Here is a 26,537-nt window from a genome sequence, read left to right as displayed (position 1 = left end):
CGGGGTCCGGGGCATCTCGCGCCGTAGGCGGCTTCGATTGCATTCTGTGCGAATGCGGTTAAATGGTGACATTCTGCTACAGAGCATGATTGGACCCTGATGCGCTACGGCCCGATGTTCGGACCCGACATCACCTTCCTCGGTGTGGAACGCTGCGACCTCGGCGATCCGGACAGCTTCGCGGGAGCGGACGTCGTGATCGTCGGAGCCCCCTTCGACGGGGGCACCAGCAACCGGCCGGGCGCGCGTTTCGGCCCGATGGCTCTGCGGCAGGCCTGCTACCTGCCCCACGACGGTTCCCGGCCGAGCATGGCCCTGCGCGTGGACGCCCTGCAGGATCTCAAGGTCCTGGACGCCGGTGACGTGGAGTGCTACTCCGGCGACATCGAAGGCTCGATCAGGAACATCGAGGAGGCCGTCTACACGATCTCCGCGTCCGGGGCGATCCCGCTGGTCCTCGGCGGCGACCACACCGTCGCGCTGCCCGACGCCCGCGGCGTGGCACGCCACCACGGGTTCGGACGCGTATCCATGATCCACTTCGACGCGCATGCCGACACCGGCGACATCGAGTTCGGTCACCTGTACGGGCACGGCCAGCCGATGCGGCGGCTCATCGAGTCCGAGGCGATCCGGGGGGACAGGTTCCTGCAGATCGGCCTGCGCGGCTACTGGCCGGGTCCGAAGATCCTCGGCTGGATGGCCCGGCAGAACATGCGCTCGTACGAGATGACCGAGATCGTCGAGCGTGGGCTCACCGAGTGCCTGACCGAGGCCTTCGCCATCGCCACCGACGACTGCGACGGCGTGTTCCTCTCCGTGGACATCGACGTGTGCGACCCCGCCCACGCGCCGGGCACGGGCACCCCCGAGCCCGGTGGCCTGTCCGCGCGGCAGCTTCTCGACTCGGTCCGGCGCATCTGTTACGAGCTGCCGGTGGTGGGCCTGGAAGTGGTCGAGGTCGCCCCGCCGTACGACCACGCGGAGATCACCGCCTACCTCGGGAACCGCGTCATCCTCGAGGCCCTGTCGGCGATCGCGCGCAAGCGTGAGGTCGAGGCGGGAGGCGAGCCGTGGGATCCGCGCAAGCCCCTTCTGGAGGGAAGGCTGGCTGCGCCTCCTACGGCGGAAGGCCTGTAGGTTTACCCCACGGACAACGGGTTTTGCCTCTTCCCGGGAAAGGGAACACCGTCCCATGTCGTCGCCCTACCTGCTCGGTCTTCGGCTCAACGGCAGGCGCGTGCTCGTCGTCGGCGGCGGGCGCGTGGCCCAGCGCAGAGTCCCCACCCTGCTGGACGCGGGTGCGTCGGTCACCCTCGTGTCCCCGAGCGTCACGCCGGCTCTCGACGATCTCATCGCCGACGGCCTCATCACGTGGGAACGCCGCTCCTACCAGGTCGGTGACTGCGACGGCTCGTGGCTGGTCCAGGCGTGCACCGACAGCCGATCCGTCAACGCGGCCATCGCCGCCGAGGCCGAGGCCAAGCGCATCTGGTGCGTGCGCGCCGACGACCGCGACGCCTCCGCCGCCTGGACCCCCGCCAGCGGGCAGGTCGACGAGATCAGCGTGGCCGTCACCGCGGGGGGCGACCCGCGCCGCGCCGCAGGCATCCGGGACGCCGTGGTGGGCGCCCTGCGCGACGGCACGGTCGACGCCCGGCGCAACCGCACCAAGCCCGTCGGCGTCGCGCTGGTCGGCGGCGGCCCGGGCGACCCTGGCCTGATCACCGTGCGCGGGCGCCAGCTCCTGGCCCAGGCCGACGTGGTCGTGGCCGACCGCCTCGCACCCCGCGCCCTGCTGGACGAGCTGGCGCCCGACGTCGAGCTGATCGACGCCGCGAAGATCCCGTACGGCCGCTACCTCGCGCAGGAGAAGATCAACGAGCTGCTGATCGAGCACGCGAGGCAGGGCAGGTTCGTCGTCCGGCTGAAGGGGGGCGACCCCTTCGTCTTCGGCCGGGGTGGCGAAGAGATGCTCGCGTGCGCGCGGGCCGGCATCCCTGTCGTGGTGGTGCCCGGGGTCACGAGCGCGGTGGCCGTGCCCGCCGCCGCCGGGGTGCCGGTGACCCACCGGGGAGTGAGCCAGGAGTTCCACGTCATCTCCGTTCACGTGGCGCCGGACGATCCGAAATCAACTGTTGACTGGGCGGGACTGGCGAGATCACCGGGAACCCTGGTACTTCTGATGGCTGTTGAACGAATAGCCATGATCGCCGACACACTCATACGAGACGGACGTTCGCCGGAAACCCCCGTGATGGTGGTACAGGACGGTACTCTTCCGACCCAGCGAGCTCTTTACGCCAGCCTTTCCACGGTGGCGGAGCGCGTGATCGCCGCTGGGACGCGGCCGCCGGCGATCGTGGTCGTCGGTGACGTCGTCAGGGTCGGCCAGGAGATCGAGATGGTTCGAGCGGAGCGGGTTCCGTGAAATCGACTGCGAAGAAGACGGAGTGCGCCGATGAGCACACCGAGCAGTCAGGTGACGCGGTGATCGAGGGGAAGGGCAGCACCCCCGAGACCCCAGAGGAGCAGACGATAACGTTCCAGGCGATCGGAGCCGGCGACGACGACCCCCGTCACGCCGAGACCACCGCCGCCCGCGACGCGTCATCCGCCCAGGCCGGTGCCCCGGAAACCCCCGTCACCGACCACGGTCCGGTGGATGACGCCGGGCCCGTTCCGGCCGCGTTCGATGTGTTCGCCCCGGTCAGGGCTCAGGCCGCCGGGGTGGCGACCGGTGACACCGGCACGAGTGACGCCGCCCCCGAGCAGCCGGCGTTCAATGCTTTCGCTCCCATCAAGGCTCAGACCACTCAATCAGCGCAGGACCACCCCTCTGGCGAGGAGCAGGACGTCTCCTCGATGCCGGAGGGCGTTCCCACCGAGGAGCAGGACGTCTCCTCGACCACGGGGGTTGTTTCCGCTGACCCGCCGGACGTCTTACCCGTGCGGCAGGACGTCCCCGCCGAGCAGAAGGACGCTCCCGCTGGTCCGGAGGACGTCTCGGCCGTACGTGAGGACGTCTTCACAGGTCCCGAGGACGTCCCGGCCGTGCTTGATGAGCACGTCTCGGCGGATTCCGCGGACGTCCCGGTCGTTCGAGAGGACCTTTCCGCCGATCTTGAGGAGGGCTCGGCGGCGCTGGAGGACGTCCCTGCTGGTTCGGGGGGCGTTTCGGCCAGTTCTGAGGACGTTTCCGCTGGTCTTGAGAACGTCTCGGTCGTCCCGGAAGGTGTTTCCGCTGACGCCGAGGATGACGCGGCCGTACAGGAGGACGTCTCAGCCGACCGCCAGGACGTCCTACCCGTGCAGGAAGGCGTCTCCTTCGACCCGTTCAAGGAGACGCATTCCCAGAGCGCCCACGGTGAGTCGCAGTCGGGCGCCGGGGACACCGGGTCGCGCGGGGTGTGGGAGCCCGCCGGGGCCGTCCAGGCGGCCGACGCCGACGCCGACGGCTCCGATGAGGATGAGCAGGACGAAGAGGGTTTCCAGACCTCCGAGCACGTACGAGAGGTGCCGCTGCCCAAGCCCGTCTCGCGGGCGCTGACGTCGGCGCTGTCCGGGCTGCGGGACAGCGTCACCGGACTGCGGCTCGGCCTGGACGTCCCCGGGGTCGAGGAGGCCCGCAAGGCCCAGGTCGAGATCCTCGCCCAGATCGAGGACTACGTGATCCCGCGCGTGCACATGAGCACCGCGCCGGCTCTCATCGCCGTCGTCGGTTCCACTGGGGCCGGCAAGTCGACCCTGGTCAACACCCTCGCCGCCGCGAAGGTCAGCTCCACGGGCGTGCGCCGTCCCACCACGGGCACGCCCGTACTGGCCTGCCACCCCGACGACCGCGAGTGGTTCGCCAAGGGCGAGGTGCTCGGCGGCATGATCCGCGTCGACAGGCCGGGCAACGACGGCTCTCTCGACACCCTCGTCCTCGCCACGACCGAGCGGCTTCCCCAGGGGGTGGCCCTGCTCGACACCCCGGACATCGACTCTGTGGTGGAGACCCACCACGAGGTCGCCCACCGCATGCTCGACGCCGCCGACCTGTGGGTCTTCGTCACCACGGCGACACGCTACGCCGACGCGCCCGCGTGGAACCTGTTACGCCTCGCCAAGGAGCGCGGCGCCCGCCTGGCCATCGTGCTCTCGCGCGTGCCCGTGAGGTCGCGAGAGGTGATCGACAAGCACTTCTCCCGCATGCTCCAGGAGTACGGTCTCGGCGACGTCGAGCGGTTCGTCATCAACGAGTCGACCGTCACCGCGGGGCGCCTTCCCGAGGAGGAGGTCGCCGAGCTGCGCATGTGGCTGACCGAGCTGTCGGTCGACGACCAGCGCCGCTCGCAGGCCGTCCAGGCGACCCTCGACGGCGTCCTGAACAGCTTCCGCGTCCGCGTCCCCGCGCTGGCCCGGCACCTGGAGGCCCAGGTCGCCTTCCGGGCGGAGCTCCGCACCGACGTGGACGCCGCTTACATGGGCGCGCTGGCGGAGATCGACGAGGTGACGACCGACGGATCGCTGCTGCGGGGCGAGGTCCTCGCCCGCTGGCAGGATTTCGCGGGCTCCGGCGACCTGATGAAGACCCTCCACCTGCGCCGTCCCGGCCGTATGGCCACCAAGACGAGCCATCAGGCCCCCGCGCGGCTGCGCGCCTTCAAGGCGGCGCTCCGCTCCGGGCTCGAATCCGTGATCGTCTCCGCCGGGCAGCGGGCCGCCGAGGAGGTCGTCGTCAGGTGGCGCCAGCGCGACGGCGTCGGAAACGGCCTCGCCGCCGCCCCCGGCCTCGGCCGCCCGTCGGACGAGTTCGTGCGCCGGGTCGGCCGTACGATCGGCGCCTGGCAGGAGCACGTGGTGGCGCTGATCCACTCGGGCGCCGTGACCAAGCGATCGGTCGCCAAGCTGGTCGCCTTCGACGAGGAGTCGCTCTCGCTGGTCTTCATGATCGGGCTGCTCGGCTACGGAAGCTCCGATGTCGCCGCCTCCTCCGGCACCGGCACCCTGCCCGAGCGCCTGCTGCGAGGGGTGCTCGGCGCCGAGTCGCTGCGCGGCATCGGCACCAGGGCGCGCAGCGACCTGCGAGCCCGCATCAGCGTGCTCTTCGACGAGGAGACGCTGCGGTACGTCCAGGTGCTCGACGAGGCGGGGATCCCCGACGAGGCCGCCGCCAAGCGGCTCTACCAGGCAACGTACAACCTTGAGGTCGCCCGATGAGTGTCAGCGGCGCGCGTGCCGGGACGATGGATACGCGGAACGACTTGGGCCACCGGCTCGCGGCTCTCGCGAGGATCGTGGAGCTCGGCCCCGGCAGGGTCGACCCCGCGTTGATCGCCGAGGCCGGGCAGTTGCTGCTCCGCGCGGGCGACCGTCTCAAGCTCTCCGGCGATCACACCGTGGTGGCCCTCGCCGGTGGCACGGGTAGCGGCAAATCCTCCCTGTTCAACCGCATCTCCGGGCTGGAGCTGTCTCCGACGGGCGTGCGCCGGCCGACGACCGCGCGTACGCACGCGTGCGTCTGGGGTCTGGACGGCGCCGGGCCGCTCCTCGACTGGCTCCAGATCCAGTGGCGGCACCGCTTCGCCCGTGCCAGCGCCCTGGACAGGGGAGAGAGCCAGCTCCACGGCCTGATCCTGCTCGACCTGCCCGACCACGACTCGATCAGGGCCATCACCGACCACGAGGCCGACCGCCTGATCCAGGTGGTCGACCTGATCGTCTGGGTGCTCGACCCCCAGAAGTACGCCGACGCCGCCACGCACAGCAAGTACGTCGCGGAGCTTGCCGGGCACGAGGCGATCACCGTGTTCGCGCTCAACCAGGCCGACCGGCTGGCCCCAGAGGAGCTGGCCGAGTGCGTCGTCGACCTTTCCGACCTGCTGAAGCGTGAAGGCGTGCAGCACCCGCGCATCGTGCCCACGTCTGCCACCACCGGCAGGGGCGTGAACAGCCTCAAGAGCGTGCTCGCCGAGTCCGTCGGCAACCGGCGGGCCGCCGTGCAGCGTCTGGAGGCCGATCTCGACCGCATCATGGGCAAGCTGACCAAGGTGATGCCCGCGCCCGATGCCATGGTCGTGCAGCCCACCGTCGACCTCGCCAGGCAGGAAGGGCTGACCGACTCCCTGTGCGACGCGGTCGGCGTGCCGGCCGTGGGGGAGGCGATGGAGAACGTCTACGGCGTGCGCTCCATCGACTGGGTCGGCTGGCCGTACGCCCGCTGGGCCTCGCGGCTGCGTCCCGACCCCATGAACAGCCTTCGCCTCGGCAACGTGCGCGACGAGATCAAGGCCGTGACCGCGGCCTCGGTCAGCGCCCAGCCCGCCGAGGTCGAGACCGCCGTGCAGGCGCTGGCCGACGGTCTGAGCTCCGGGATGCCGGAGGCATGGCAGAACGGTGTCCGCGACGCCGCGCGCTCGCAGCTGAACAAGCTGCCGCAGGTCCTCTCCGGAGAGCTGACCGAGATCGCCCCGCGCCTCGACCGCGTGCCCGGGTGGTGGTGGCTGCTGAAGATCTGGCAGTACCTCCTGGTCGTGCTGTTCGCCGCCGGGGTCGGCTGGGCGGGGGCGATCCTGCTGTACGGGGTCTTCAAGGTGGGCCGCGAGCCCTCCGACCTGCTGGGCGACGTCTCGGCGCTGCCCTGGCTGGGGCTGATGATGGTCAGCGTGCTCGGGCTGGGCTTACTGTCGGCCATCGCCAGCCGCAACTTCGTGGTGCTGGGCGCCGGCAAGGAGCGCGACCAGCTCGAACGGGAGATGCGCCGGCGGATCTCGGCGGTGTCCAAGGACATGGTCATCAAGCCGGTGGAGCACGAGCTCAGGCGCTACAACGAATTCTTCGCGGCCCTGACCACCGGCCGCCGCTGACTCCCGCCGTCCGTACGCCTTTCGCCGCCGCCTGTACGGTCCGGCGGCTCGCCGGTCCTGACGGGCAGCGACGTACATCTGCTTCGAGAGGTTTCCACTCCGTTTCGAGGCCCGGCCGCCGCGGTGAGGCCGGGGTTTTCCACAGGCCGGGAGTGTGGCGCGGTGGGAAATCCACAGAACGCGGTTCGAGGGGTCGGGGCTGGTGGCGGGCCGGACAAGCTGGCTTCCATGTCGGCGGAGAACGTCCGCCGGTCCGCCATGGGAGGCACGATGAACGACATCTACATCACGCTGAACGGCAACGTCGCCGCCGACCCCCGGCAGTACCACTTCGATGACGGCACCCGAGTCACATCGCTGCGGCTCGCCTCGACGCGACGCGTGTTCGACAAGGCGTCCCAGTCGTGGCACGACGGCGAGACCACCTTCTACGCCGTCCGGTGCTATCGGATCCTGGCAGAGAACGTCGCCCAGTCGATCAAGCTCGGGCAGCCGATCGTCGTCCACGGCAAGCTGCGCATCCGCTCGTACGAGCGTGACGGCGAGCGGCGGTTCCTCGCCGAGGTCGAGGCCACATCGGTCGGCCACGACCTGAGGCGTGGCGTCAGCCGCTTCGAGAAGGCCCAGCGCGGCGCCTCGACCCCCGCGTTCGACGACCTCGCGCGAGAGCGACTCGCCTCCAGCACCCGCGATTGGGAGCTCGTCGGCCCGATCAGTGAGGCCGACGGCTCGGCCGCAGGGGCCTCGCGATTCGCTCTCACCGGTTCCTCCACCCCCGGAGACGCCGATGGCTCCTTCGCGGGCCCAGCCGCATTCGATTTCACCGACGGTGACCCGACCGGAATCCAGCCCTCCCGCGACGAGCCCTCCCGCGACGAGCCCTCCGGAGGCGAGCCCTCCGGAGGCGAGCTCTTCCGGGACGAGCCCTCCCGCCACGAGCCCCTCCGGGACGAGCCTTCCCGGGGCGGGCCGCTCCGTGACGAGCCCCTTGGAGACGAGCTTCGCCGAGGCGAGCCTTTCCGCCACGAGCCTCTCCGGGGTGAGCCCTCCCGAGAGGAGGCCGCCGGGCCGGATCTCGCCCTCGCGGGATCCGACGAGGCCGGTCTCTCGGTCAGGGGATCAGCCGAAGACGGTGGTTCCCGGCGCGCTCGCGCGAAGGCCGCTCGCACAAAGGCCGGGAGCGACTCGGTGGAAGACCCTGCCGGCTCCGAGTCGTGGCCCGAAGGCGAGGCTGCCCGACGTCTCGCCGCCTGAGCGCTCACCTGGCGAGGCTGCCCCGACGTCTCGCCGCCTGAGCGCTCACCTGGGCGAGGCTGCCCCGGCGTCTCGCCGCCTGAGCGCTCGTCAGCTTGGGCTCTCATCCAGCGGAAACGTGTCGGCTGCGCCCCGCATCTCCAGCGCGGCCGACGCACCCACTGCGGTGGCTTCGAGCCGTGTGGCGCGGTTGGCGTGTGGCCGCTGGGAGGTCTCGAGCAGAGGGTTCGTGGGCCGCGGTGGGCCTGAGTGGGTTCGCGGGCCGCGGTGGGCCGAGTGGTTCACGGGCCGTGGTGAGCCCGAGTGGGTTCGCGGGGCGCGGCGCTGCTTGAGCTGGATGTTCGGGCACCGGCGTGGTGCGGCGCGGCTTGGGGGTGGTGGTGGGTGTTCGGGCACCGGCGTGGCGGCGGTTGGGGTGGGTGTTCGGGCACCTGATCAGGTCCAGATGATGCCTCGCACCATGGCTGCTCCTTTCCCGCAGGGGGGCCGCTCAACAGGGAGCGGTCACGTCATGGCCAACGGACGGAGATGGCCGCAGTGCACAACGTAGCGGTTCCCATCGCGAGCCGCACACTCCGCGACTATTGTGTTACACATCGTGAGACGTAGAGTCGAGACAGCGAACCAGTCCCGATGGAAGTGCGCGTTGGGGGATGTGATGACGGCGTCCGGTGAAATCTCGGTCGAGCCACGCGGCGGCATGCTCTCGCTAGCCGATCGATGGCCGCTGCTGGCGCAGCCCGCCGCCCTGGTCGTCTATCTGTGCGCCACCGTGGGGCTCGCCCTGTCCGCGGCGGGGTTCCTCGCCACGAAGACCGAGTTCCGCTGGTCGGAGTTCCTGACCTTCGTGGCGCTGATGGCATGTGGAGCGGTCTGCATCGAGGCGACCCGTCGTCTGGGCATGCCGGCAGGTGTGTCCCGCGACCTGCTCTCGGCGTGGTGGCTTCCGGTCGCCTTACTGCTCCCGCCGGTCTATGCCCTGCTGGCCCCCCTGCCCCTGCAGCTCCTGCTGCAGATCCGGGTCAGGGCGACCGTGGTCTACCGCCGGGTGTTCAGCGCCGCGGCCATCGGTCTCGCGGCCGGTGTGGCCTCTGTGGTGTTCCACTCGCTCGTGCGAGATCCCACGGGCCGGTCATTCGGGTCGGGCGGGCCGTTGGCGCTCGCGGTGGGGTGCGCGGTGCTGTTCACCGTGCTCAACACCGCCCTGATCGCCATCGCGCTTCACATGGCCGATCCCGACACCCGCTGGCGCGATGTCCTGTGGGACCGCGAGAGGGTCCTCCTCGACGTCGTCGAGCTGTGCCTCGGGGTGCTGGTCGCCATCGCGTGCGGGCTGAGCCCGGTTCTGCTGGTGGTGACGCTCCCTCCGGTGGTGCTCCTGCAACGCAGCCTGCTGCACGCCCAGCTCAAGGCCGCCGCCCGCACCGACGCCAAGACCGGTTTGCTCAACGCCACGGCCTGGCAGCGGGAGGCCGACACCGAGATCGTCCGCGCCCGTCGCACGGGCGAGACGCTCGCCCTCCTGATCGTCGACATCGACCACTTCAAGCGGGTCAACGACACCTACGGCCACCTGGTCGGCGACCAGGTCCTCGCGGGCGTCGCCACCTCCCTCCGCAGCCAGCTCCGTGACTACGACGTCGTCGGCAGGTTCGGCGGCGAGGAGTTCGTGGTGCTGCTGCCGCGCGCCGACATCACCGAGGCTCGCAGGGTCGCCGAGCGCCTGCGTTCCCGTGTCGGCCGCATGGCCATCCCGGTGGACGACGCGTTGATCACGGTGACGATCTCCGCCGGAGTGGCGATCATGAGCGTTCACGGCGACGACCTCATCGAGCTGCTCGCCGCGGCCGACCTGGCCCTCTACCGGGCCAAGGAGCTCGGCCGCGACCGCATCTGCCTCCCGGTGGCACCGCCCCCCGGGCCTCGTGCGGTAGCGGACAACTCCGACGGCGCTATCCCCTAGTCTTAGGAGCATGCCCGAGTACATCTATACGATGCAGCGCGTGCGCAAGGCGCACGGCGACAAGGTCGTCCTCGACGACGTCACGCTGCATTTCCTGCCCGGAGCCAAGATTGGTGTGCTGGGCCCCAATGGCACTGGTAAGTCGACGCTTCTCAAGATGATGGCCGGCCTGGAGCAGCCGTCCAACGGTGACGCCCGGCTCATGCCCGGCTTCACGGTCGGCATGCTGCAGCAGGAGCCCCCGCTCAACGAGTCCAAGACCGTGCTGGGCAACGTCCAGGAGGGGGTCGCCGAGACCCTCGCCATGCGCGCCCGGTTCGAAGAGATCGCCGAGCTCATGGCGACCGACTACAGCGACGAGCTGCTCGCCGAGATGGGCAAGCTGCAGGACGCGCTGGACCACCGCAACGGGTGGGATGTCGACAGCCAGCTCGAACAGGCGATGGACGCCCTCCGCTGCCCGCCGCCGGATGCCGACGTGACCAAGCTGTCGGGTGGTGAGCGCCGCCGGGTCGCGCTCTGCAAGCTGCTGCTGGAACAGCCCGACCTGCTGCTGCTCGACGAGCCCACCAACCACCTCGACGCCGAGAGCGTCCAGTGGCTGGAGCAGCACCTGGAGAAGTACCCCGGCACCGTCCTCGCCGTCACCCACGACCGCTACTTCCTCGACAGGGTCGCGACGTGGATCCTCGAGCTCGACCGTGGCCGCTGCCACGTCTACGAGGGCAACTACTCCACCTACCTGGAGCAGAAGGCGGACCGCCTCAAGGTCGAGGGCCAGAAAGACGCCAAGCGCAAGAAGCGCCTGGAGGAGGAGCTCGAGTGGGTGCGCTCCAACGCCCGGGCCCGCCAGACCAAGAGCCGGGCGCGTCTCCAGCGCTACGAGGAGATGGCCGCCGAGGCCGACAAGTTCCGCAAGCTCGACTTCGAAGAGATCCAGATCCCGCCGGGGCCCCGGCTCGGCACCACGGTCATCCGGTCCACCGGCCTCGGCAAGGGGTTCGGCGACCGGCTGCTCATGGAGGATCTCTCCTTCGACCTGCCCCGTAACGGCATCGTCGGCATCATCGGTCCCAACGGCGTGGGCAAGACCACCCTGTTCCGCATGATCATGAGCAACGAGACGCCCGACACCGGTGACATCACGATCGGCGAGACCGTCAAGATCTCGTACGTCGACCAGGGCCGGAGCAACATCGACCCGGCGAAGAACGTCTGGCAGGTCGTCTCCGACGGGCTCGACCACATCAAGGTCGGCCATGTCGAGATGCCCTCCCGCGCCTACATCGCGGCGTTCGGCTTCAAGGGCCCCGACCAGCAGAAGCCCGCGGGTGTCCTGTCCGGTGGAGAGCGCAACCGGCTCAACCTCGCTCTCACGCTCAAGCAGGGCGGCAACGTCCTCCTGCTCGACGAGCCCACCAACGACCTCGACACCGAGACGCTGTCCAGCCTTGAGAACGCCCTGCTGGAGTTCCCGGGCTGCGCGGTGATCACCTCGCACGACCGGTGGTTCCTCGACCGCATCGCCACGCACATCCTCGCGTGGGAGGGCGGCTCCAGCTGGTTCTGGTTCGAGGGCAACTTCGCCGACTACGAGAAGAACAAGATCGACCGGCTGGGCGCCGACGCGGCACGTCCGCACCGCGTGACCTACCGCAAGCTCACCCGCGACTGATCGAGCGCATCGAGAGGGCGGGCACGGCGACCGTGCCCGCCCTCTGCGTTTCCGGCCGGGGCGCTAGACGGCCCGAAGCCAGACGGCCGTGTTCGGGGCCAGGGATGTCTCGTCCGGCTTCCCGCTGGAGATCAGGACCCCGCCGTGGGGCGGCAGCGGTACGGGCTCCTCGCCGCAGTTGATCGCGCAGATCAGCTCGCCGCGTGAGAAGCCCAGGGCGTCGCCAGGAGAGTCGAGCCAGGTGACCGAGCCGGGCAGGGACGCCCGCAGCGACCGGCGCAGTGCCAGCGCCCGGCGGTAGAACGACAGTGTTGAGCCGGGGTCGCCGGCCTGGTGCTCGGCGGTCAGCGAGGCCCACGCCGCCGGCTGGGGCAGCCAGGGACGCGTGCCCTCCGGGGAGAACCCGTACGGCTCGGCGGTGCCGGACCAGGGGATCGGCACGCGGCACCCGTCACGCCCCGGCAGCTCGCCCTTGGAGCGCTTGAAGATCGGATCCTGCCGCGCCTCCGGGGGAAGATCCTTCACCTCGGGGAGGCCCAGTTCCTCTCCCTGGTAGAGATATGCCGACCCGGGCAGGGCGAGCATGGTCAGCAGGGCGGCACAGCCGCGTGCGAGCCCGGCCCCCGGATCCAGGGAGCCCTCGCCGTACCGGGTGACGTGGCGCACGACGTCATGGTTGGACAGCACCCATGTCGGCGCCGTGACGGCGGCCAGCGTGTCCTCGATGATCTTACGGAAGGCCGTCGCGGACCACGGGGCCTCCAGCCAGGCGAAGTTGAAGCTCTGGTGCAGCTCGTCGGGCCGTACGTAGAGGGCGAGGTCTTCCGGCGTGTCGGTCCACACCTCTCCCACGGCGGCGCGGTCCCCGGGGTATGAGTCGAGCACCTTGCGCCACTCGCGGTAGACCTCGTGCACCTCCGGCTGGCTCCAGATGGGGGATCGGGACATGAACCCCTCGCCCGAGGGGGGAACGTCGGCGAGCTCGGCGTCCTTGTACAGGCCCATCGCGACGTCGATGCGGAACCCGTCGACGCCCCGGTCGAGCCAGAACCGCAGGACGTCGAGGAACTCCTGGTGCACCTCCGGGTTGCGCCAGTTGAAGTCCGGCTGCTCGGGCGCGAACAGGTGGAGGTACCACTGGCCGTCGGGCAGGCGGCTCCACGCCGGCCCGCTGAACACCGAGGTCCAGTTGTTGGGCGGTGCCTCGCCGTCCCGGAAGATGTAACGGTCGCGCTCGGGGCTGCCGGGCGGCGAGTCGAGGGCCGCCCGGAACCACGGATGGGCCGACGAGCTGTGGTTGGGCACGATGTCGACGATCAGCCGCAGGCCGTGGGAGTGGGCGTCCGCGACCAGCGCGTCGAAGTCGGCGAGCGTGCCGAAGAGCGGCTCGACGCCGCGGTAGTCGGCGACGTCGTACCCGCCGTCGGCCATGGGGGAGGGTTGGAAGGGGGTCAGCCAGACCGCGTCCACGCCCAGCTCCGCTAGGTAGGGCAGGCGGGAACGGATCCCCTGGAGGTCGCCGACGCCGTCTCCCGAGGCGTCGGCGAAGCTGCGAACGTAGATCTCGTAAACGACGGCGTCACGCCACCATGGGGAGCTATTCACAAATCCTTGGCTGCCCCCTGATCCGGGGACTTATGCGTTCAGGAGGCTCTGGGCCGCGTAGTGCAGGTAGGTCCAGAGCTTGGTCTCCAGCTCCTCGGGGAGCTCCAGCGACTCGACGGCGTCACGCATGTGCTTCAGCCACGCGTCGCGCTCGGCCTCGCCGATGACGAAAGGCGCGTGCCGCATGCGCAGCCGGGGGTGACCACGCTGCTGGCCGTAGGTGTTCGGGCCACCCCAGTACTGGATGAGGAACATGCGCAGCCGTTCCTCGGCCCCGTGGAGGTCCTCCTCGGGGTAGAGCGGGCGCAGCAGGGGATCCTCCGCCACGCCCTGATAGAAGCGGTGCACGAGGCGCTCGAAGGCCTCTGAGCCGCCCACGGCGTCGTAGAAGGACAGGGATTCCGGAGGAGTAGCGGACACGTTCCCAGCCTACTCAGACCCCGGCGAGCGCGACGCCCGCCCGGTCGAGCGCCGACTTGACCCGCAGGCGCAGCTCCCTGGCCACCTCGGCCTGGTGCGCGGGGACGGTCTTCACGGTGATCCTGAAGATCATCGCCTTGTCCGAGATCTGCTCCAGGCCGTACACCTGGGGCTCCTCGACCATCGCGACGTCCCGGAAGTCGGGGTCTTCCCACAGCTCCTCGGCGACCTTCTTGAGCAGGTCGCGGATGCCGGAGATGTCGGCGTTGTAGGCCACGGGGACGTCGACCAGCGCCCGGGACCAGCCCTGGGACTCGTTGCCGATGCGGGTGATGGTGCCGTTGCGGACGTACCAGACCCGGCCGTCGGCGTCCCGCAGGCGGGTGATGCGCAGGGTGACGGCCTCGACGGTGCCGATGGCCGCCCCCGTGTCGATCAGGTCGCCCACGCCGTACTGGTCCTCCATGAGCATGAACATGCCGGCGATGAAGTCCTTGACCAGCTCCTGGGCGCCGAAGCCCACCGCCACGCCGAGGATGCCCACGCTGGTCAGCACGGGGGCGAGGTCCATGCCGAAGCGCCCGAGGATCATCAGCGCGGCCGTACCGAAGATCACCACGGAGATGAGGCTGCTGAGCACCGAGCCGAGCGTCTCGGCGCGCTGGCGGCGGCGCTCGCTGAGCACGGCCGAGGTGCCGTCGAAGATCGTGACGGTCTTGACGCGCAGGCGCTCGGGCATCACCCCGTCGGCGGCCCGCCGGATCACCCGGCCTATCAGCCGGTGCAGGATCGCGCGCACGATGAGCGCGGCGACCACGATGAGGACCAGGCTGATCACCCAGGCCACCGGCGACGCCCAGCCCGCGGGGAGCACGTTCGACAGCGTCACGCACAGCACGTCGTCCTTGCCGTTGGGCCCGCTGCACGTGGCCATCATGGCGCTCGCGGCCTGGTCGGCGATGTCGGACAGACCGGTGGGCTCCGGCGTGGGTGTGGGCGTGGGATCAAGGACGGACAGGAACACTCGATGATCCCCTTCGGATCGGGTCGGTCGGCGGACACAATTATCGGTACTTGACCTAGACGGAACGGTACTTGACCTAACTGAGTCCGCCGACCGGCCCGGCCGTCGTCACGTTACGCCGGGGAAGACGGGAGTGCCCGGGCCCGGGGCCGCGGAGGGCGGACCCGGACACCCCGGTGACGAACGGCCCGGGACGGGACACGCACCCGGAAGCGTGTCCCGCACCGTTTCCGATCGGGGATGTCCCCGATCACCACCGAACCCGGACGAGGTCCGGGCCAGGTGGCTGTTCATGTGCGGAGCCGGCGGGGTGCCCAGCGCCCGGGCGGTCGTGTCTCCACGAGGCCTGAGCGCTCCGCACCGGTCACCCCGCCGGCTCCGGAGAGCCGCGGTGGACACGGGCGGACACGGTGACTGCGCTGCACCGTGTCCGCCGCGTGCCTTACTCGCTCACCGCGGCCAGCACTCGGGCGACCTTGGTCGCCGCTCCCGCCGGGTCGTCGACCTGGTGCATGCGCTCACCCCACGACCACCAGTAGTAGGCGGGGGTCGCTTGCGGCCGGCAGGTGACGTTCTCGGCGAGACTGGTGGCGTTCGGGTTGATCACGCGGACGAACACCCGTCCTGACTGTGTGTGCACCACCCGGGCGAGCAGCCCCCGAGCGTCGAGCTCGTCGACCAGTCGTTCCAGGTGTTGGAAGCCGTCGTCCACTTCGAGCCTTCCTCTAGTCCGATTCGCCGGCGATGGTGCCGGTGAATCGGTGGTGGTTGGCCAAATCTGACTCACCCGGCCCGACGCGGTCAACGAACGTTAGGGGCGGCTCGGGTGCGCGGATATTTCAAGTGGGTTGAAAGAACGCCCCCGGCGGGGGACGATTCTATGCCAGCAGCTCCAATAGTCCATTCACGTCTCGTCTTAACTGGTCCATCATTCTCAATAGACGCAGCCTAGCGCGAGCGCGAGCCGCGTCGGCGCAGGTGGGACCGGTCGGATACATGACCAGGACGAGCCGCTGGCCACGAGAGAGGGGCCGGTATGTCCGGCAGACAGCACAAGGAAACGGAGTTAGCTCGGCGAACCCGGGCGCGTGGCCTGGCGGTCGGGCGAAGTACTCCCCGAATCGCCGAAGAGATTTTTGAAGAGTGCACTCCCCATTTCGGGACAACTCGAATCAAATCTCACCGTCTCGCCCATGGCATCGCTCTTGCTGACGTCATCGAACAGGTGCGCGCCTTGTTCGAACGGGACGGCAAACCGGCGCCCGGCATCGGGGAAACGCTTTTGAGCGCCTACGAGAGCGGGCTGAAGCGCCCCGGCCCCGAGTACCTCCACTACCTGTGTTCCGTCTACCGGGTCGAACCGGCCGCCATCGGATACGACGGCCCGTGCATCTGTGGTCACGGCCACAGGATGCCGGGCGTCGTGCGAGGCGGCCTCCAAGAGGTCAAATCCGACAGTCCCCCCGAATCGCGCGAGCTGTGGATCAAGCAGCCCAGCGACCCCTCTGTGGACGGGGGTGAGGAGGAGGACGAGAACGTGTTACGTAGGACGCTGCTGCAGCTAATCGCGGGCAACACCGTGCTGATGAACGAGTCGGTGCTGGGTGCCGCCGACAGCATCCGCAGGCGCATGGACGAGACCCTGGTGTCGACCACCGTTTCCCCCGCCATGCTCGATCACTGGGAAGAGGCCGCGGCCTCTTTCGGCCGGCAGTACATGAACACGCCGCCGCTGCGGCAACTGTGCGACGTGCTCCTGGAGTTCAGCACGGTGCGCCAGGCGATGGAGCGCCATCAGCCGATAGATCTTCAGGAGCGCCTCTGCGCGCTCGCGGCCCGCCTGTCCGGCCTGGCCGGCATCATCATGATCGATCTCGGGGACCAGCGGATGGCCCGCTCGTTCTTCCGCACGTCGCGCTCGGCCGCCGACGAGACCGGCGACCGCGCGCTGCGCGCCTGGGTCACGGCCCGCGAGGCCCTCGTGCCCCTGTTCTACGGCGACCCCCGCGAGGCGCTCAACCTCGCCAAGAAGAGCCGCGACATGGCCGGGCAGACGCCGTGCGCGGCCAAGGCCATGGCCCCGGTCGTGGAAGCCCGCGCGCTGTCCATGCTCGCGAACTCCGGAGGCAAGAAGGACGTCGTCGACCAGGCCAAGCGGGCGCTGTCACGGGCGCGGGCCGCGTTCGCCCAGATGACCCCCGCCCAGCAGGAGGACACGGTCTTCGGCTACACCGAGCGCCAGCTCTACTTCCACCAGGGCGACGCGCTCACCCGGCTCGGCCAGACCATAGAGGCCGACCTGATCCTCGAACAGGCGCTGGAGAAGTACGAGGGCGACCTGCTCGACCAGACGCTCATCCGGTTCGACCAGGCGCAGTGCAGGCTGCTGGAGGGCGACGGCGAGGAGGCCCTGCGCATGGGCCTCGCGGCGGTGCGGCAGGTCGGGGGGGACTTCCGCACGGACATCATCACGCGCCGCGCCGACGCCCTCGGCAAGGCGATCAAGTCCAAATACGGTGATCTCCCCGGTCTCCAGGAGCTGACGGAATTACTGGCCGCTCCGGCCCCCGCCGCTCCGGCGCCGGAGGTCGATGTATGACGCTTCTGCTCAGGCGGTATCGCTGGTCGGATCGGGAAGCCGTCTGGGAGCTGCACCGCACATGCCTCGCGCAGGTCGGTATCACCCATGGTGACGGGGTCTACTACGAGGACGACATCCCGCGCATCAACCAGATCTACCTCGCCGACCGGGGAGAGTTCCTGGTCGGCGAGGTGGACGGCTCCGGCATCGTGGCCATGGGGGGTTTACGGCGCATCGACGACGAGACGGCGGAGATGTGCCGGCTGAGGGTCCATCCGGACTTCCAGCGGCGCGGGTTCGGCACCCTGATCATCGACGCCCTGGAGGCGGCCGCGGTCAAGCTCGGCTATCGCAGGCTCCGGGGTGACACCACCCTGGCGCAGGGTGCCGCTCTCGAGCTCTATCGCAAGTACGGCTGGCGCGAACTTCGCAGGGAGGGCAGAGGGGGGCTTGTCGTTGTTTACGGGGAGAAGCAGCTGGTTGACGAACCGTCGTCGCAACTCCTCCGTTAGAGCCAATATGTGGCACAATCAACGTTCAATGCTTGCGGATTATCGATTTGTCCGAATAATTAGGTCTTTGTAGCTGAAGACCCGAGGAGGCAAAGCGATGAAGAAGATCACCGTCCGCAAGCCTGGCATGGTACACCTGACGGGTACCGCCAGTGCGATCCACAAGGGGTGATCGTCCGCCCTGACCACCTCTGGGTCCACGGGGGATGTTCGGAGGACCGCCTGAACGTTCTCGCCGGGCTGGGCCTTCCCTCCTGGCCGGCTCCCGTCTTCGACGCGCACCGTCGTCTGCGGGGGCCGTACACCTTTGGTGGAGCCGTTCTAAGCGCTCTGGTTCCCGAGGCGTTGGAGCGCTCCCCTGACGTGGTCGCGGAGCACGACATCGAGATCAGAGCGGCGGCACCCGATCTTCGCGATCGGGTGCCCGCCCGCCGCGAACCCATCGACGAGCGCCTTTCCGAGGACGAGCGGATCCTGGTGCCCGCGCCCCGCCGCACCCTGCGGATCGCCAACGGAATCACCGAATTCATCCGCGACTGCGGGGTGGCGCCCAGGGCAATCGTCGTCGGCGACGTCGACGAGGCCGACGAGACGGATCGCGAACTTCTCGCCACGCTTGTACGCCGTTTCGACCCACAGCGTTTGACAATTGTGGCACTATCCAGTAAAGCCCCACATGATTCCTTTGATGGTCAGATCATAAAGGCCGAATTATCAACTTCGGGGGAGCCGGAAAACCTCGCGGTCCGTTATGTCGCCTCCGACGGCACCCTCGACGATCCCCGCGCGCTCGACGCTTACCTCGCGCTGCCGTCCGCCGAGCGGGCCCGGATGCACGACCGGCGAGCCGGCGAGCTGGCCGCCACAGGGCTGCCGCACTGGTCCTTCGGCGCCATTCCGTACCACAGGGAGCACGGGAGCGACCCGTCGGGCGCCGGGGTCGAGGCGCTCTGGACCGCGCTCGACCACTGCATGCGCGAGGGGTTCCTGGAGGCTGCGGCCGACTTCGGCCTGCGCGGCCTGCGCCTGGTCGCGCCGGACGCGGGGCGGTGGTGGAACCTCATCCAGGGCACGGCGACGGCGCTGGCGGGGCTGGGCCGCAGGGAAGAGGCCCGGGAGCTGTACGAGCGGGCCCGCCGCACCAGCCTGGACGCGGAGGTGCACTCGGCCTCGGCGTACGGGACGGCCATGCTGGACGCGCGTCACCCCGACCCCGCCAAGCGCGACCTCGGCCGGGCCCAGGGCTGGATCAACGAGGCGATCGCCATCTCCACCCTGTTGCCCGACCGCTCCGTCCGCGCGTTCAAGCTGGGCTTCGACCTCAACGGCAAGGCCCTCATCGAGATGCGCGGCGGCCACGCCGACCGGGCGCTCGCCCTGGTGGAGTCGGCGATCGAGCTCGCGGACGCCGATCTTCCACCGGGACGGCACCTGATCCACCGCATGGTCCTGCGGGCGAACCGCGCGCAGCTCCTCGGCGTGCTGGGAAATCCCCAGGAGGCGCTGGCCGACCTGAACGCCGCGATCGCGATCGACCCGGCCTATCCCGACTACCACCTGGACCGGGGCAACCTGCTGTTCCAGATGGGACGGCCGGAGGCGGCGCTCGCCGACTACGAGCGGGCGCTGCGGCTGAGCCCCCCGCTTCCCGAGGGGTACTACAACCGCGCCCAGCTCCTGCTCGCCATGGGGGACCTCGAAGCGGCCAAGGCCGACCTCGACCATGTGATCGAGCTCGATCCGGGCTATCTGGACGCCTACATCAACCGGGCCGGCCTGCTCGCGCAGTTCGGCCTCGACGAGCAGGCACGGGCCGACGTGGACGCGGGGCTGGTCCTCGCCCCCGGAAATCCCCACCTGTCGTGCGTGCTCGGCCAGCTGGAGACCTCCGCGGGACGCTACGAGGAGGCGAGGGCGGCGTTCGACGTGGCGCTGTCCGGGGCGCCCAGCCTCGTGCCCGCCTGGGCCAGCCGGGCGAGCCTCCGGTACGAGACCGGCGACCTCCAGGGAGCCGTCGCGGACCTCACGCACGCCATAGGGCTGGGGGAGGACGCGGCCCTCTACTTCAACCGGGCGACCGCGCTCACGGCCCTGGGCAGGATCGCCGAAGCCATGGACGACCTCCACCGCGCCCATGCCCTCGACCCCGAGGACCCGGACATCGTCAAGGCCCTCCACGAGGCGACCTGAGCTCACGCCTGGGCGAGGAGGGCGATCACCTCGGCCATCGCGGGCGGCTCCACCGGGTCGGCAAGGGCCGCCAGCTCGGCCGGGGTGAACCACGCGTGACCGAGAAAGGTGTCGCGCTCCTCGTCGGTGAGCGTGGCGGGGAGGATCTCGGGGGTCCCGGCGAAGCGCGCGAGGTAGAACGGCTCGACCTTCACATAGTGGACGCCGAGCCAGTGGTAGTCCCGCTCGACGGGGACCCATATGTCGGACACCGCGTCGCCGGGCAGGCCGGTCTCCTCGTACAGCTCACGGCGCGCGGCCGCAAGCGGGGTCTCGCCGGGGTCGACGCCGCCGCCCGGCGGCTCCCAGAAGACCACGCCGCTGACCAGGTCGCGCCAGCGCATGAGCAGGACGCGGCCCTCGCCGTCCACGCAGACCACCCGGGCGGCGGGCCTGTCACTGATCATCGTCACGGAGTTCCTCGTACGGCCGCGCGGCCGGCGGACCGCCGCACCGGGCCAAGCCCGCGGGCACGGGTCTACGTCTCGGGCTCTTCGGGCTTCTTCGGGGGCTCGGGGAGTTCGGGCCCGAGGGCGGTGTCCGGCTCGTCGAAGCCCTCGGGCCAGGTGTTGGCGTTGACGATCTGCCAGAACTCGTCGGGCCGGCGGGTGGTCTGGTGCATGCTCTGCTCCTGCAGCTCGGCGGCGATGGCACGCTGCTCCTCGTAGGCGCCCTTCATCGCGTCCAGCCACTCCACGGGGTCGACGCCCGCCTCCTCGGCCGACCTGAGCGCCATGTCGGCGTACTGCTCGGGTGTCGCGTTGAACGCCCAGCCCGTCAGCTCCATCAACTGCTCGTCGGTGAGCTCGCCACGCTGCCAGGCGATCGCCTCCGCCAGGTGCTCGGCCACGAACACGGCGTTGACGTACCCGGGGAGCATCGCGGCGAGCGCGACCGCCGCCCGCTTCTCCTCCGGTGACAATGTGTCCCACTTGAGCACCCGCCGGCTCCTCTCCGCTCGTCCGGGCGCCACTGTACTTCCCGTCCCCGTACGTCCGGCCGGAGCACCGCCGGGATTTCCGTGTCCAGTCGGTCCTCAGTCGGTGACCACGAGGTCGGCGAGGTCCAGATGCCGCGAGAGCTCGGTGACATCCGTGTAGTAGGCCACGTACTCATGCCCTCTGCGCACCCGCAGCCAGGGATGGTTGCCGAGGACGAGCGCCTCGACCTCAAATCCTCTGCTGTCAACCCATTTCACGTCATAGAGGCTATGAAGCGGCAGGTCAACAGGGGGCAACAGGGGCAAATGCATTGCGTCTCCGTACCGTCGGCCGACCGTAATGCCTTCGCATGGGGTCACACCCGCCCGTTCATCAAGCCGTCAGGCCGGCCCCGGGGGCGGACGCCCGCGAAGCGGCCCGGGTCCAACCTGTGGAAGGTGGGTCGCGAGGCCGTCGTGGAGCGGTAACCTGCCTCAACGCGAGCGAAGGGGTGAGTAGTCGGTGAGCTCCGAATACGTGCTGACCTTGTCCTGCCCGGACAAGCCCGGCGTGGTCGCGGCCGTCTCCGGCCTGCTGGCCGTGCGGGGCTGCAACATCACCGAGAGCCAGCAGTTCGGCGATCCGGTCGCCGGGCGCTTCTTCATGCGCGTGCAGTTCACCGCCGCCCTCCCCGAGGACGAGCTGCGCGGGGCGTTCACCGCCCTCGCCCCGGAGTTCGCCATGGAGTTCCGGCTGCACGACCTCGCCGTCAGGCCGAGGGTGCTCGTGATGGTCAGCAAGCTCGGCCACTGCCTCAACGATCTGCTCTACCGCATGCGCTCGGGGCTGCTGGAGATCGACATCGTCGCCGTCGTCTCCAACCATCCCGACCTGCGGCCTCTCACCCAGTCGTACGGCATCGACTACCACCACCTGCCGGTGACCCCGGAGACCAAGCCCCGCCAGGAGGCGGAGGTCCTCACGCTGGTGGAGCACTATCGCGCCGAGCTCGTGGTGCTGGCCCGCTACATGCAGGTGCTCTCGGAGGACCTGTGCGCCAAGCTGTCCGGCAAGGTGATCAACATCCACCACTCGTTCCTGCCGTCCTTCAAGGGCGCCAAGCCGTACCACCAGGCGCACTCACGGGGCGTGAAGCTGATCGGCGCGACCGCCCACTATGTGACGGCCGACCTCGACGAGGGCCCGATCATCGAGCAGGAGGTGGCCAGGGTCAACCACACCCACTCCGCCGACGACCTGGCCGCCATGGGCCGCGACGTGGAGCGCCTGGCGCTGGCGCGGGCCGTGCGGTGGCACGCCGAGCAGCGCGTGCTGCTCGACGGCCACAAGACGGTCGTCTTCCCCCGCTAGCTCACAGGGCAGGCCATTTGGGCCGCCGCCTCAGCGGGCGAGGCCGGTGTGCTGGGCGAGGAAGGCGAGCTGGTCGGCCATGAGCTCGACCGAGCGGCTGACCGCCCGGGCCCCGTGGCCCACCTCGCTCTCGTTGCGCAGCAGGATGGGCCGGTCGTCGGATGCCTGGGCGTGCTGGAGCGCGGCGCACATCTTCCAGGCGTGCAGGGGATGCACCCGGGTGTCGGAGCCGAAGACCATGAACAGCGTCGCGGGGTAGTCGACGCCCTCGCGCACGTGGTGGTACGGGGAGTAGCCCCGCAGCCAGGCGAACTCCTCCGGGACGTCCGCCGAGCCGTACTCGACGTTCCAGGTGGCGCCGAGGCCGAACTTCTCGTACCGGATCATGTCGAGGAGCGGTGCCGAGCAGGCCACCGCCGCGTACAGCTCGGGCCGCTGGGTGAGGGCGGCCCCCACCAGCAGCCCGCCGTTGGACCCTCCGGAGATCGCGAGCTGCCCGGGCGTGGTGACGCCGGTGGCGATCAGGTGCTCGGCCGCGGCGTGCAGGTCGTCGAAGACGTTCTGCTTGTCGCCGAGCATGCCCGCGCGGTGCCACTCCTCGCCCTGCTCGCCGCCGCCGCGCAGCTGCGCGACCGCGTAGACCCCGCCGGCCTCCACCCACGACAGGATCGAGGCGGAGAACCCCGGGGTCATCGACACCCCGAAGCCGCCGTAGCCGTACAGGATCGTCGGCCGGGGGCCGTCGCCCGGCCTGGAGACCACGATCATGTGGACCTCGGTGCCGTCGGTGGAGCGGTAGACCACCTGCTCGGTGCTCACCTCGGGGACCTCGACGGCGCCGGGCGAGGCCGCCCAGAGCGTGGTCTGGCCGGTGCGGGCGTCGTAGCGCTGGATGCTCGCCGGGGTGGTGTTGTCGGTGTAGCCGAACCAGGCCTCGTGGCCGCCCTCGGGGCGCTCGGTGATGCCGCCGATCGTGCCGAGCCCGGGGGTCGGCACCTCGCCGATCTTCTCTCCGCTGACCAGGTCGTGGACGGAGATCTCGCTGATGGCGTGGCGGGTCCAGCCGACGAGCATGACCGGGCGGTCGAGGTCGTCGAGGATCGCAAAGTCGGACAGCACCGCCTCGGGGTCCTCGGGGATGAGGTCGCGCCAGCTGTCGTACTCGGGACGGTCGGGGGAGGTGACGCAGACGCGGGCGCGCGGGGCGTCGCGGTCGGTGAAGATGTAGAGCAGCCCGTCGCGGCCGAAAAGGAGCCCGCTCTGCGCGTCGACATCCTGCTGGACGGTGACCAGCTCGGGCGCGTCGAGGGAGGAGGCGGAAAGATCGGCCATCCACAGGTCGTTGCGCGGAGCCGTGCCACGCGAGGCGGAGATCGTGAGCCACCGGCCGTCCCTGGAGACCGAGACGCCGTAGTAGTTGGTCTTCTCCAGGCCCTCGCCGAAGATCATGACGTCCTGCTCGGTGGGCGTGCCGACGCGGTGCAGGTAGACGCGGCGGTGGAACTGCTCCTCGCCCTCGGGCACCTCGCTCGCCGAAAGCCTGCGCACGTAGTAGAACGCCTCGCCGCCGGGCAGCCACGCGATGGGGGAGTAGCGGCACCGGTCGATCGGCCCGTCGAGCCGCTCGCCGCTCACGACGTCGATGACGTGGAGCTGGGACTCCTCGTCTCCGCCCACCGAGATCTGGTAGGCGAGCAGGCGGCCTTCCTTGTCGGGCTGCCAGGAGTCGACGGTCGTCAGCCCGGAGGAGTCCATCGCCATGGGGTCGAGGAGCACGTGCTCGGTCTCGTCGGGGCCGACGGTGTAGAGCACGGCGTGCTCCTCGTCGGGGGTGCGGCGCATGAAGAATCGCCGGTCTCCACGCCACGCCGGGGCGCCGACCGTGCCCGATCGCACCAGCTCGGCGATGCGGTCGCGGAAGCCCTCGCGGATGGGGGACGCGGCCATCGCCTTGGTGAACAGCTCGCCCTGCGCGTCGAGCCATTCCTTCACCGCGGGCTGCTCTGCGTCCTCAAGCCAGCGGTACGGGTCGGGCACCGGCGTGCCGTGGTAGTCGTCCACCACGTCGTCGCGGCGTGCGTTCGGGTACGGCTCTCGCGTCATGTAGGCGAGCTTATGGCACCCCCGTTACCAGTCGTGAGACATCGTTTTGGCCAACCCTTCGCTTGTGGCGGAAGCGGCAGATCATCTCGGTTCGAGAGTGATCTTTGCCTAATAGGTTTGCTAAGCGGGGTGAACCGGACATAAACCGGAAGGCGGGGTCTGGAAGACACGACCGTTAATTGGGGTGGCGGGAGAGTCGTCCGAAAGGCCACACTTGCTGAAGGGCGGTGCCGTGGAACCCATCCGCTGGGCCGTCCGGCGGAGGTCCACGTGACGGAAGCATCTGGAGCCCAAGACGACGGGCCGCAAACCGGGGTGTGCCGCGGCGCATCCCCTTCTATGACCTGCATGCCTGCTACGACCTGCACGGCGGGAAAGGCCCGCTGATGCGCCAGGTCCTGTTGCTCAACGCCACTTTCGAACCGCTCACCACTCTCAACCTGCATCGCGCCGTGGTGCTGGTGATCAGGGAGAAGGCCGACGTCGTGCATCGCGACGGCCGGGGAGCGGTGCTGCGCTCGGCTACGCGCACGGTGGACGTGCCGTCGGTCATCCGGCTCCGGCGCTACGTCCGCATCCCTTACCGCTCGCGCATCCCGCTCACCAGGGCCGCGCTCATGCGCAGGGACGACTACCGCTGTGCCTACTGCGGCCAGCGCGCCGAGACCATCGACCACGTGCTGCCCCGCTCGCGAGGCGGGCTGCACACCTGGGAGAACTGCGTCGCGTCCTGCATGCCCTGCAACCATCGCAAGGCCGATCGGCTGCTGGACGAGCTCGGGTGGTCGCTCCGCGTCACCCCGGTGGTGCCGCACGGCGTCCACTGGCGGCTCATCGGCGCGCAGTTCGACGGCGACCCCCAATGGGCCCCCTACCTGGAGGAAACAGCCGCCTGACACCGCCCCCCGCCGGCGCCGCCCGATCCTGGGCCGCACCGGGGGAGTGGCGGTGGCTCGCGACGGGCGCCCACCTTGGTCGCGGCCTCACGGCCCTCGACTCGCCATTCACCGGCCCCGTACGGCCTCGGCCGTACGGGGCCGGTGTGCCATGAGTCGCTTTGACCGGCCCTGGCCCGTACGGGGCCGGTGTGCTGTGACCCGGCTTTGACCGGCCCTAGACCTGAGGGGGCCGGCACGCCGTACCCTTGATGGCATGCCTCGTTATGACTATCGCTGCCGCGCCTGCGGATCGACGTTCGAGCTCTCCCGGCCCATGGCGGCCTCCAGCGAGGCCGCCCCCTGCCCGGAGGGGCACGAGGACACCGTGAAGCTCCTGTCCACGGTCGCCGTCACGGGCGGCGCCTCGGCCCCACGCCCCAGCGGCGGTGGCGGCGGGGGTTGCTGCGGTGGCGGCTGCTGCGGCTGACGCCCACCCGCCACCGCCCGGCCCCACCCGCCGTGGTCAGGCGGTGCGGCGGTCGGTCACGTGGGCGGGAGTGCGGCTGAGGTGGCGGTCGGGGGCCTTCCTTCGCTGGAAGGGGAGGTAACGCTCGGCGCGGTGCGCACGGGCGGGCACCAGCGTGGGCTCGACCGCCACGATGCGGTCGAAGCGGAACGCGCGGATGCCGACCTTGGTGCGGCACCACCCCACCAGATACCAGTGATCGCGGTGGACGAGGCAGGTGACCGGCTCGACGTCACGGGACGTGACCCGGCCGCCGGCGTCGCGGTAATGAAGCCGCACCACCTGCCTGCTGGTCACGGCGCCCGCGATCGTGCGGGCACGCCTCGCCACATCGGGCGGCAACGGCGTGGTCAGGGTGTCGAGGGTCGCGGCGACGACGTCGTCGCCGAAGTCGAGGTTTTCGAACACGTTGCGCAGGCCCCTGCGAGCGGTGACGGCCTGCGGGCCCTCCCCCAAATGGGCCAGAGACAGGGCGAGAGCGGCGATTTCGGCGGTCGTCAGGAGCGGAGTGGTGACGTTGGCCATACAAGAAGACTACCCGCCGCCACCGACATTTTTCGAACACCAGATCTTGGCAGGGTCATCCGCGAGGCGACTGTTCTTTACCTACGGGTGACGGCCTCCT

The 26,537-nt window shown here is 69.8% G+C and carries 22 protein-coding genes; 13 read left to right on the top strand and 9 right to left on the bottom strand.

Annotated elements, in window-relative coordinates; all coding sequences use genetic code 11:
- Positions 1 to 114: 114 nt before the first annotated feature.
- The 7 genes from speB to ettA all read left to right on the top strand — a co-directional run bounded on the left by speB (position 115) and on the right by ettA (position 11,743).
- Complete coding sequence (speB, locus tag OG589_RS27085) at positions 115 to 1,140, top strand: agmatinase (RefSeq protein WP_405140594.1); 1,026 nt, start codon at positions 115 to 117, stop codon at positions 1,138 to 1,140.
- Between the two features lie 55 nt (positions 1,141 to 1,195).
- Positions 1,196 to 2,431, top strand: coding sequence for a uroporphyrinogen-III C-methyltransferase (gene cobA, locus OG589_RS27080; protein ID WP_405140593.1), 1,236 nt, complete (start codon positions 1,196 to 1,198; stop codon positions 2,429 to 2,431).
- Complete coding sequence (locus OG589_RS27075) at positions 2,428 to 5,205, top strand: GTPase (RefSeq protein ID WP_405140592.1); 2,778 nt, start codon at positions 2,428 to 2,430, stop codon at positions 5,203 to 5,205. Before cobA ends, OG589_RS27075 begins: the two co-directional genes overlap by 4 nt.
- A complete protein-coding gene (locus OG589_RS27070; protein ID WP_405140591.1) occupies positions 5,202 to 6,851 on the top strand; it encodes a GTPase in 1,650 nt (549 codons plus the stop codon). The genes OG589_RS27075 and OG589_RS27070 overlap by 4 nt, the downstream gene beginning before the upstream one ends.
- A 228-nt stretch (positions 6,852 to 7,079) precedes the next feature.
- Positions 7,080 to 8,105 carry a single-stranded DNA-binding protein gene (locus tag OG589_RS27065; protein ID WP_405140590.1) on the top strand — a complete coding sequence of 342 codons (1,026 nt, stop codon included), beginning with the start codon at positions 7,080 to 7,082 and terminating at the stop codon, positions 8,103 to 8,105.
- A 658-nt stretch (positions 8,106 to 8,763) separates the two neighbouring features.
- The gene (locus tag OG589_RS27060) at positions 8,764 to 10,068 is read left to right on the top strand and encodes a GGDEF domain-containing protein (protein WP_405140589.1); all 1,305 of its coding nucleotides are present in this window, start codon (positions 8,764 to 8,766) and stop codon (positions 10,066 to 10,068) included.
- Positions 10,069 to 10,078: 10 nt separating this feature from the next.
- Complete coding sequence (gene ettA, locus OG589_RS27055; protein WP_405140588.1) at positions 10,079 to 11,743, top strand: energy-dependent translational throttle protein EttA; 1,665 nt, start codon at positions 10,079 to 10,081, stop codon at positions 11,741 to 11,743.
- Positions 11,744 to 11,806: 63 nt separating this feature from the next.
- Here ettA and OG589_RS27050 read toward each other — a convergent pair whose 3' ends face one another.
- From OG589_RS27050 to OG589_RS27035, 4 genes are all read right to left on the bottom strand, one after another.
- A complete protein-coding gene (locus tag OG589_RS27050; RefSeq protein ID WP_405140587.1) occupies positions 11,807 to 13,348 on the bottom strand; it encodes a glycoside hydrolase family 13 protein in 1,542 nt (513 codons plus the stop codon).
- 30 nt (positions 13,349 to 13,378) lie between these two features.
- Positions 13,379 to 13,768 carry a globin gene (locus OG589_RS27045; protein WP_405140586.1) on the bottom strand — a complete coding sequence of 130 codons (390 nt, stop codon included), beginning with the start codon at positions 13,766 to 13,768 and terminating at the stop codon, positions 13,379 to 13,381.
- A 13-nt stretch (positions 13,769 to 13,781) separates the two neighbouring features.
- On the bottom strand, positions 13,782 to 14,792 hold the full coding sequence (locus tag OG589_RS27040; protein WP_405140585.1) for a mechanosensitive ion channel family protein: 1,011 nt from the start codon (positions 14,790 to 14,792) through the stop codon (positions 13,782 to 13,784).
- A 442-nt stretch (positions 14,793 to 15,234) separates the two neighbouring features.
- Positions 15,235 to 15,504, bottom strand: coding sequence for a hypothetical protein (locus tag OG589_RS27035; protein WP_405140584.1), 270 nt, complete (start codon positions 15,502 to 15,504; stop codon positions 15,235 to 15,237).
- 513 nt (positions 15,505 to 16,017) lie between these two features.
- Here OG589_RS27035 and OG589_RS27030 point away from each other — a divergent pair.
- The 3 genes from OG589_RS27030 to OG589_RS27020 all read left to right on the top strand — a co-directional run bounded on the left by OG589_RS27030 (position 16,018) and on the right by OG589_RS27020 (position 20,075).
- Entirely contained in the window at positions 16,018 to 17,391 is a 1,374-nt protein-coding gene (locus tag OG589_RS27030; protein ID WP_405140583.1) for an XRE family transcriptional regulator, read from the top strand.
- Positions 17,388 to 17,885: a GNAT family N-acetyltransferase gene (locus tag OG589_RS27025; RefSeq protein ID WP_405140582.1), complete on the top strand. Its 498-nt coding sequence runs from the start codon at positions 17,388 to 17,390 to the stop codon at positions 17,883 to 17,885. Before OG589_RS27030 ends, OG589_RS27025 begins: the two co-directional genes overlap by 4 nt.
- A 168-nt stretch (positions 17,886 to 18,053) precedes the next feature.
- Positions 18,054 to 20,075, top strand: coding sequence for a tetratricopeptide repeat protein (locus OG589_RS27020; RefSeq protein ID WP_405140581.1), 2,022 nt, complete (start codon positions 18,054 to 18,056; stop codon positions 20,073 to 20,075).
- Positions 20,076 to 20,077: 2 nt separating this feature from the next.
- On the opposite strand, the gene OG589_RS27015 is transcribed toward OG589_RS27020, so the two are convergent.
- The 3 genes from OG589_RS27015 to OG589_RS27005 form a co-directional block, all read right to left on the bottom strand.
- Positions 20,078 to 20,521, bottom strand: a complete 444-nt coding sequence (locus OG589_RS27015; RefSeq protein WP_405152135.1) for an NUDIX hydrolase — start codon at positions 20,519 to 20,521, stop codon at positions 20,078 to 20,080.
- Between the two features lie 71 nt (positions 20,522 to 20,592).
- Positions 20,593 to 21,054, bottom strand: a complete 462-nt coding sequence (locus tag OG589_RS27010; protein ID WP_405140580.1) for a hypothetical protein — start codon at positions 21,052 to 21,054, stop codon at positions 20,593 to 20,595.
- Positions 21,055 to 21,150: 96 nt separating this feature from the next.
- Complete coding sequence (locus OG589_RS27005; RefSeq protein ID WP_405140579.1) at positions 21,151 to 21,312, bottom strand: hypothetical protein; 162 nt, start codon at positions 21,310 to 21,312, stop codon at positions 21,151 to 21,153.
- Between the two features lie 244 nt (positions 21,313 to 21,556).
- Between OG589_RS27005 and purU the strand changes: the two genes are divergently transcribed.
- Positions 21,557 to 22,405, top strand: coding sequence for a formyltetrahydrofolate deformylase (gene purU / locus OG589_RS27000; protein ID WP_405140578.1), 849 nt, complete (start codon positions 21,557 to 21,559; stop codon positions 22,403 to 22,405).
- A gap of 30 nt (positions 22,406 to 22,435) precedes the next feature.
- On the opposite strand, the gene OG589_RS26995 is transcribed toward purU, so the two are convergent.
- Positions 22,436 to 24,508: a prolyl oligopeptidase family protein gene (locus OG589_RS26995; RefSeq protein WP_405140577.1), complete on the bottom strand. Its 2,073-nt coding sequence runs from the start codon at positions 24,506 to 24,508 to the stop codon at positions 22,436 to 22,438.
- Between the two features lie 386 nt (positions 24,509 to 24,894).
- Between OG589_RS26995 and OG589_RS26990 the strand changes: the two genes are divergently transcribed.
- Positions 24,895 to 25,404, top strand: a complete 510-nt coding sequence (locus OG589_RS26990; RefSeq protein WP_405152134.1) for an HNH endonuclease — start codon at positions 24,895 to 24,897, stop codon at positions 25,402 to 25,404.
- A gap of 256 nt (positions 25,405 to 25,660) precedes the next feature.
- Positions 25,661 to 25,873: a zinc ribbon domain-containing protein gene (locus OG589_RS26985; protein WP_405140576.1), complete on the top strand. Its 213-nt coding sequence runs from the start codon at positions 25,661 to 25,663 to the stop codon at positions 25,871 to 25,873.
- 36 nt (positions 25,874 to 25,909) lie between these two features.
- Here OG589_RS26985 and OG589_RS26980 read toward each other — a convergent pair whose 3' ends face one another.
- On the bottom strand, positions 25,910 to 26,437 hold the full coding sequence (locus OG589_RS26980; RefSeq protein ID WP_405140575.1) for a helix-turn-helix transcriptional regulator: 528 nt from the start codon (positions 26,435 to 26,437) through the stop codon (positions 25,910 to 25,912).
- Positions 26,438 to 26,537: the final 100 nt, after the last annotated feature.

Origin of the sequence: Sphaerisporangium sp. NBC_01403 (assembly GCF_045040145.1) — a bacterium.
GTDB classification, from domain to species: domain Bacteria; phylum Actinomycetota; class Actinomycetes; order Streptosporangiales; family Streptosporangiaceae; genus Sphaerisporangium; species Sphaerisporangium viridialbum.
Note: the sequence above shows the minus strand (reverse complement) of the source record. Positions and strands in the feature narration are given on the sequence as shown.

Excerpts from the sequence above, each read along its gene's own strand:
- speB (WP_405140594.1), top strand. The coding sequence starts at position 115 with ATGTTCGGACCCGACATCACCTTCCTCGGTGTGGAACGCTGCGACCTC.
- cobA (WP_405140593.1), top strand. The coding sequence starts at position 1,196 with ATGTCGTCGCCCTACCTGCTCGGTCTTCGGCTCAACGGCAGGCGCGTG.
- OG589_RS27070 (WP_405140591.1), top strand. The coding sequence starts at position 5,202 with ATGAGTGTCAGCGGCGCGCGTGCCGGGACGATGGATACGCGGAACGAC.
- OG589_RS27065 (WP_405140590.1), top strand. The coding sequence starts at position 7,080 with ATGTCGGCGGAGAACGTCCGCCGGTCCGCCATGGGAGGCACGATGAAC.
- OG589_RS27060 (WP_405140589.1), top strand. The coding sequence starts at position 8,764 with ATGACGGCGTCCGGTGAAATCTCGGTCGAGCCACGCGGCGGCATGCTC.
- ettA (WP_405140588.1), top strand. The coding sequence starts at position 10,079 with ATGCCCGAGTACATCTATACGATGCAGCGCGTGCGCAAGGCGCACGGC.
- OG589_RS27025 (WP_405140582.1), top strand. The coding sequence starts at position 17,388 with ATGACGCTTCTGCTCAGGCGGTATCGCTGGTCGGATCGGGAAGCCGTC.
- OG589_RS27015 (WP_405152135.1), bottom strand. The coding sequence starts at position 20,521 with ATGATCAGTGACAGGCCCGCCGCCCGGGTGGTCTGCGTGGACGGCGAG.
- OG589_RS26995 (WP_405140577.1), bottom strand. The coding sequence starts at position 24,508 with ATGACGCGAGAGCCGTACCCGAACGCACGCCGCGACGACGTGGTGGAC.
- OG589_RS26990 (WP_405152134.1), top strand. The coding sequence starts at position 24,895 with ATGCGCCAGGTCCTGTTGCTCAACGCCACTTTCGAACCGCTCACCACT.
- OG589_RS26985 (WP_405140576.1), top strand. The coding sequence starts at position 25,661 with ATGCCTCGTTATGACTATCGCTGCCGCGCCTGCGGATCGACGTTCGAG.
- OG589_RS26980 (WP_405140575.1), bottom strand. The coding sequence starts at position 26,437 with ATGGCCAACGTCACCACTCCGCTCCTGACGACCGCCGAAATCGCCGCT.